Annotated in this window: 4 protein-coding genes; 1 reads left to right on the top strand and 3 read right to left on the bottom strand. The window is 65.7% G+C overall.

The window, feature by feature from the left end; all coding sequences use genetic code 11:
• Positions 1–124: 124 nt before the first annotated feature.
• The 3 genes from AC1AYX_RS06770 to AC1AYX_RS06760 all read right to left on the bottom strand — a co-directional run bounded on the left by AC1AYX_RS06770 (position 125) and on the right by AC1AYX_RS06760 (position 3,720).
• Complete coding sequence (locus AC1AYX_RS06770; protein WP_476502798.1) at positions 125–2,344, bottom strand: M13 family metallopeptidase; 2,220 nt, start codon at positions 2,342–2,344, stop codon at positions 125–127.
• 145 nt (positions 2,345–2,489) lie between these two features.
• Complete coding sequence (locus AC1AYX_RS06765; protein ID WP_476502797.1) at positions 2,490–2,846, bottom strand: hypothetical protein; 357 nt, start codon at positions 2,844–2,846, stop codon at positions 2,490–2,492.
• 133 nt (positions 2,847–2,979) lie between these two features.
• Positions 2,980–3,720, bottom strand: coding sequence for a 3'-5' exonuclease (locus tag AC1AYX_RS06760; protein WP_476502796.1), 741 nt, complete (start codon positions 3,718–3,720; stop codon positions 2,980–2,982).
• Between the two features lie 693 nt (positions 3,721–4,413).
• Here AC1AYX_RS06760 and AC1AYX_RS06755 point away from each other — a divergent pair.
• On the top strand, positions 4,414–6,786 hold the full coding sequence (locus AC1AYX_RS06755) for a GTP-binding protein (RefSeq protein ID WP_476502795.1): 2,373 nt from the start codon (positions 4,414–4,416) through the stop codon (positions 6,784–6,786).
• Positions 6,787–6,815: the final 29 nt, after the last annotated feature.

Below are 6,815 nucleotides of genomic sequence, written 5' to 3'. Positions count from 1 at the left end.
AGAAACGACTCGGGGGACACACCCCGGAGGAATTCCGGAACATGTCCCCCACAGCCTGATCAGGTACCCTTAATAAACCACGTCCAGCAATCGGGGCGCAGTTCAGTCAGAGGGAGCCTAGGAATTACCAGATGCGCACGCGCTCTTCCGGTGCGAGATACATCTCGTCGCCCGGCTTCACGTCGAAGGCCTTGTAGAACAGGTCCACGTTCCTCACGATGCCGTTGGTGCGGCACTCGGCGGGGGAGTGGGGGTCGATCTGGAGGTACTGTTCGGCGAGTTCGTCGCGGTTCTTGGTGCGCCAGATCGAGGCGTAGCTCAGGAAGAAGCGCTGCAGGCCGGTGAAGCCGTCGAGCTCCGGCGCAGTGTCGAGCGACGCCGAGATCGCCGCGGCGGAACCATCCTCGGGGCGGCCGGCGGCCTTGTCCAGCGCGAACGCATACGCCTTCAACGCGATGTTCACGCCGCCCAGATCGCCGATGTTCTCGCCGATCGTCAGCGCGCCGTTCACATGCGGGGCCTTATCCGGCTCGTCCGCGTACTTCTCGGCGAGCTGCTTCGGCACGAACGCGTTGTACTGCTCGATGAGCGCCTTCGTGCGCTGCTCGAAGTTCGCCTTGTCCTCCGCGGTCCACCAGTCGTTGAGCTTGCCGTCGCCGTCGTACTGCGCGCCCTGATCGTCGAATCCATGACCGATCTCATGGCCGATCACCGCGCCGATGCCGCCGTAGTTGGCCGCATCCTCCGCATCCGGGTCGAAGAACGGGGGTTGCAGGATCGCCGCCGGGAACACGATCACGTTCATCGTCGGCTCGTAGTAGGCGTTCACCGTCTGCGGGTTCATCAGCCACTCGTCCTTGTCGACCGGCTTGCCGGCCTTGCCCAGCTCGTAGCCCATCACGTACAGGGCCACGGCCTTCATGTTGTCGGCGAACACCGCATCTTCGTGCACGTCCAGCGCCGCATAGTCGCGCCAGTGGTTCGTGTAGCCGATCTTCGGCGTGAACTTGGAGAGCTTCTCCAACGCCTTCGCCTTGGTCTCCTCGCCCAGCCAATCCGAATTCCTAATCGACACGCGGTACGCGTCGATCAGGTTCGCGACCAGCTGCTCCATGCGGCGCTTCGAGCTTTCCGGGAAGTGGCGCTTCACATACTCGCGTCCCACGTCCTCGCCGCAGACGCCGTTGACCATGCTCACGCCGCGCTTCCAACGCGCGCGCTGCTGCTTCTGGCCGGACAACACCTTGCCGAAGAAGTCGAAGTTCGTCCTGTCGAACTCATGCGACAGGTAGGAGGCCGCGCCGACAATCATGTGGACGCGCGCCCACAGCTTGAGGTCCTCCAGGTCGGCGGCCTCCCAGAACGCGTCGAGTCCCGTCAGGAAGCTCGGCTCGTGCACGATCACGCGGCCGAAGATCGCGCGGAAGTCGAGCGGCTGCACGCTCGCCGCGGGCTTGGCGTCGTAGCCGGCCTGGCAGGCGTCGATCCACGCACCGATGTCGAAGTGCTTGAGCATCGCGGCCAGATCGGAGAAGTCGGTGGGATTGTAGGTCTTCACCGAGTCGCGCGTCGCCACGTTGTCCCAATGGTTCGCGGCGATGCGGGTCTCCACGTCGAGGAAGCGGCGGGCCATGTCGAGGGCGGCCTTGCTTGGCGTCGGAATCGGCGTTTCGTCGGTGTCGACGGCATCCTCGTCGGAGACGTCGCCGTGCGTCGGAATCTCGTCGTCGACGTTCGGATTGTCCTCGGCGGCCGGCGCGTAACCGGCGTTCACGAGCTGGGTGGCGACCATGCGCACATACGCCTCGCGCACCGGCGCGTAATGGTCCTCACGGTAGTACGCCTCATCCGGCAGCAGCAGACCGGCCTGCTCGATGTGCAGGATGTTGTGGTCCGGGTCGCCCGGATCGCCGTAGACGGCGACACCGAGGATGTCCGAGCCGCCCTCGGCATTGAGCTCGCCGAGCGCGCGCGTCATCCCGGCCTTGCTCGTCACGGCGTCGATGATGTCGAGCGCCGGGCGGATCGGCGCGATGCCGGCCGCCTCGATTGCCTCGGTATCGAGGAACGAACGGTACAGGGCGCGCGACTTCGCGGCCGGCGCAGGGGATGCCGCATCGCCGTTCGCGTCCTCGTCCTCGTCTTCGAGGATGTCGCGGATCTGGTTCTCCGCATCCTCGGCGAGCTTGTCGAACGAGCCGTAGCGGGAACGGTCGTCGGGCAGACGGTACGTGTCGATCCACGGACCGTTCACGTAACGGAACAGATCGTCGGAAGGCTTGACGACGCCGGAGAACGACGCCGGATCGATGCCGGACTTGCCGGCCACAGATGTTTCACTCATGCTCACCACAGTAGTCGTTCCTCCCGCCGGGGCTTCGGCGGGGTCTTGAGGCGGGAATTCAAGGCGGGGGCTCTCCCTCCGGCGCTGCGCGCCACCTCCCTCGTCAGAGGGAGGCAAGAGCGCGCGGGCCGGAGGCCGGCGGATGTCAGGCCTTGCCGAGCGGCTTGACGACGTCGGCTTGTCCGAGACGCGCAGAGGCGGCCTCAACGATCTCGTTCACGTTCTTCTTGTTCCTGCCGTGGTCGGCGAAACCGAAATCGAGCTTCGACGTGACCGTGACCCACGTGCGGCCGTCCTGGCCCTGCGTCACCTGCGCGACCGCCTTCTCACCCCACGAGGCGAGGCTGATGCCCTTGACGAAGGTGACCGTCCACGAACCCGGATCGACCGTGCCCGGCTTGAAGCCCTTCAACGACTGGCTCAACTGGGCGAACGCGTCGAACACCTCCTTCGGCTGCTGCGTGAACGCCACCGTGATCGACTTACCTGCTCCCCATCCCATGAGACACGCTCCTTCGTCTTTGTCGTTGCCGCACCGACTTCGTGCGTACCTTCACTATCCCATGGGACTACGTACCGGCGGGGATGCAGGCCGGTACGGAAGGTGAACAGCAGATGAAGCCTTGGGACGCCTGTTACAGGAGGACGATCTGGCGGTTGAGGATCGCGTCGTTGTTCTTCGTCGGCACCGTCTTCCAATCGATGTCACCGAAATCGCCATGGCCCGCGTGACGGTCCACGTACTTGCGCATCCACTCGAAGCACTGCTGCGTCTGAATCGCGTCGCTCAACGCGCGATGCTCCTCGTTCTCGGCGATGTCGAAGCGCTGGATCAGATCAAGCAGACGGTGATGACGCTCGCGCGCGAACAGCGCGCGGCTGATCTGCATCGTATCGAAATCCACGCAGGAGAACGGGCTGTCCAGCACCTTGCGGGCGTTCCAGTCGAGGAAGCTCAGATCGAAGCGGATGTTGTGGCCGATCAGCGGCTCCGCCACGGCGACGCCGGACGCGTTGCCGGATGCGGTGTTCTCCGAGCTGTCATCCGCGCCCTGCGCGAGCCAGGCGACGAACTCGGGCAGTACATGGTCGATCGGGTCGAGGCCGGCGACCATGTCGTCGGTGATGCCGGTGAGCTTCACCACCGCCGCCGGAATCGGGCGCAACGGGTTCACCAGACGCTGGAAACGGTCCACGATGCGACGGTCGCGCACACGCACCGCGCCGATCTCCGTGATCGCGCAGCTGTTCGGGTAGAAACCGGTCGTCTCCAAGTCGAGCGCCACGTAATCGGACGGGAAGCCCGCCACACGGGAGGAGGCGACGGTTTCGAGATCGGACTGCTGGTCGGAAACGGTGGTGCCGGAAACGGTCACGGCTGCTCCTTACTCACAAGGTCGTATTCATCAAGTCGTATGCACTGGGCAGGCCGTTCACGTCATCACGCACGCCTGCACAGTCGTGGGCCATCCATCAACTAACGGCCCGTCATGCGCACTCTATGGTAGACGAGCCACCGGGACACGGAACATCCGCACCGGTTCGCGTCGGTGCCGCGTGTCGCGGAGGTCGTCGCCGCCGGCTTATGCGGCTTATGCGGCTTATGCGTCGAATGTGCACGGTTCAAGACATAACCTGTATGGTTCTGGCCGCAACGTGCATGATTTCGGGGGCTTTGTGCAGGTCGTCGGGACGAATGTGTGGGGTGCGGCGCTGAAGAACGCCGTATTGGTGGGGAATTCGTCCATGCAAAAGCCTGGAATTCCGCCAGTCTGGATTTCGTCTGCCGATGCGCGGGCACCGCTCTTCAGCACCACACCATGCAGGTTGCCTCCATCGGTCTACACGTTCGCCACGGAATCATGCACGTTCGTGCCGAAACCATGCAGGTTGGCCCCTCGACCATGCACATTCGCCTCTGAACCATACACATTATCCAGCGCTATCCGGGCCGTATGGCCTCGACGGCAGGCACCGTGATGCGATGGCTCCTATAGTTGGAATGTCGCACCGCCGTCACCGGCGGCATGCGACGCGCAAACGGAGACGGCCAAGGCGAAAGGCGGGCAATGAAACGGATTGTGGCGGGAATCGTGGCGCATGTGGACGCCGGCAAGACCACACTCTCCGAAGCGCTGCTCTACCGCACCGGCGAGATCCGCAAACTCGGCCGCGTCGACCACGGCGACGCCTTCCTCGACACCGACAGTCTCGAAAAAGCGCGCGGCATCACCATCTCCGCGCATCAGGCGCTCGTCGACTACGGCGACCTGCAACTCACCCTGCTCGACACCCCCGGCCACGTCGACTTCGCCGCCGAAACCGAACGCGTGCTGCGCGCACTCGACTACGCGATTCTCGTCGTCTCCGGCACCGACGGCGTACAAGGCCACACCGAAACCCTCTGGCGGCTCCTCGCCCGCTACCACGTGCCCACGTTCATCTTCGTCAACAAATGCGACGCCGCCGGATTCGACCGCGACACGGCGCTTGCCGATCTGCGCCGCCGGCTCGGCGACGGCGTGTACCCGCTGCCGTTGCCCGGGGCGGATGGCGGCGACTCCGCCGGCGACGGCGATTCCGGCGGTGTTCCGGATGGTGTCCCCGCTGGCGTTCCCGACACCACCCCCATCGACCTCGGCGACGTCGCCGAGGACATCGCCACGCTCGACGAGTCCGCGATGGACGAATACCTCGAGACCGGCACACTGACCGTCGGCACGTTGCGCGGCATGATCGCGCGGCGCGAGCTGTTCCCCGTGAGCTTCGGCTCCGCGTTGAAGCTCGACGGCGTGAAGGAGCTCCTCGACTCGCTCGACGCGTACACGCGCGAGACCGCGTGGCCGGACGCGTTCGGCGCGCGCGTGTTCAAGATCTCGCATGATGACAAGCACAACCGGCTCACCTGGCTGCGCGTGACCGGCGGCACGCTCAAGGCCAAGTCGATGGTCGCGCTCGGCGATGGCGACGGTGATGGTGACCATGGCGGCGCGGCCGATTCCACTCCCGAGAAGATCGACCAGGTGCGCGTCTACAACGGCGCGCGCTTCGAGATTGCCACCGAACTGCCGGCCGGCGCGGTGTGCGCGGTCACCGGTCTCGAACGCACGTTTCCCGGTGCCGGGCTCGGCGCGGAACCGGCGGCGGGCAGCCCCGAGATGCAGCCGGTCCTCACCTACACGGTCCTGCCGCCGGACGCCGCCGGCGACGGCAAAACGGCTGGTGCCACTGGTACCGTCGGTGCGGCCGCCGCGGACGAGGAGAGGGACGCCAAGGACGTCGCCAATCCCGCCGCCGCGACCTCGCGTTTCGACGACCTCACCCTGCACAAGGTGATCGCCGCGCTACGCGAACTCGAGGACGAGGACCCGCTGCTCCACGTCGTGTGGGTGGAGCGCCTGCAGGAGCTCCACGTGCAGCTGATGGGCGCCGTGCAGCTCGAGATCATCCAGCAGACCCTGCACGACCGGTTCGGTCTCGACGTGGCGTTCGGCCCCGGTTCAATCCTCTACCGCGAGACCATCACCAAGCCCATCGAAGGCGTCGGCCATTTCGAACCGCTGCGCCATTACGCGGAGGCGCACATCCTGCTCGAACCGGGCGAGCCGGGCAGCGGCATCACGGTGGCGTCCGCGTTGAGCGTCAACGAGCTCGACCGCAACTGGCAGCGGCTCATCCTCACGCATCTGACCGAACGCGAGCACTTGGGCGTGCTCACCGGCTCGCCGCTTGCGGACGTGAAGATGACGCTCGTCGCCGCCCGTGCGCACCTGAAGCACACGGAGGGCGGCGACTTCCGGCAGGCCACCTACCGTGCGATCCGGCAGGGGCTGATGGAGGCGCGCGCCGGCGTGACCGGCCGTCCGGTCATCGGCGAGGATACGGCGCGGCCCGCATACGAGCCGCCGGAGGAGGACGAAACGGACGGCGGCGAGAACGGCAAGACCCGCGGCGATTCCGGTGCGAAGACGAACGAGGCGACGGCCGGCGACCGCGACGTCGTCGCCATGGTGAAGTCCGTCGCCGCCGACCCGGGCAACTGCGTGCTGCTGGAACCGTGGTACCGGTTCCGTCTCGAAGTGCCGTCCGACATGATCGGGCGCGCGATGGCCGACATCCAGCGCATGTCCGGCACGTTCGAGGCGCCCGCGGATGACGGCGACTATGCGGTCGTCGAAGGCGAGGCGCCAGTGAGCGAGATGCGCGACTACGCGATGGACGTGAACGCGTACACGCATGGCCGCGGGAGGTTCTCCGCGACGTTCGGCGGCTACAAGCCGTGCCATGACGCGGCGCGCGTGATCGAGGAGACCGCGTACGATCCGGAATCCAACTTGGAGAACACGCCCGATTCGGTGTTCTGCGCGCACGGCGCCGGCTACCCGGTCAAATGGTACAAGGTGCCGGAATTCGCCCACGTCGACTATGCGACTTCCCTGTAGACCCCTTTAGACCCCTTTCAGGATTCCTT

The organism is Bifidobacterium sp. LH_419, from assembly GCF_056356955.1.
Note: the sequence above shows the minus strand (reverse complement) of the source record. Positions and strands in the feature narration are given on the sequence as shown.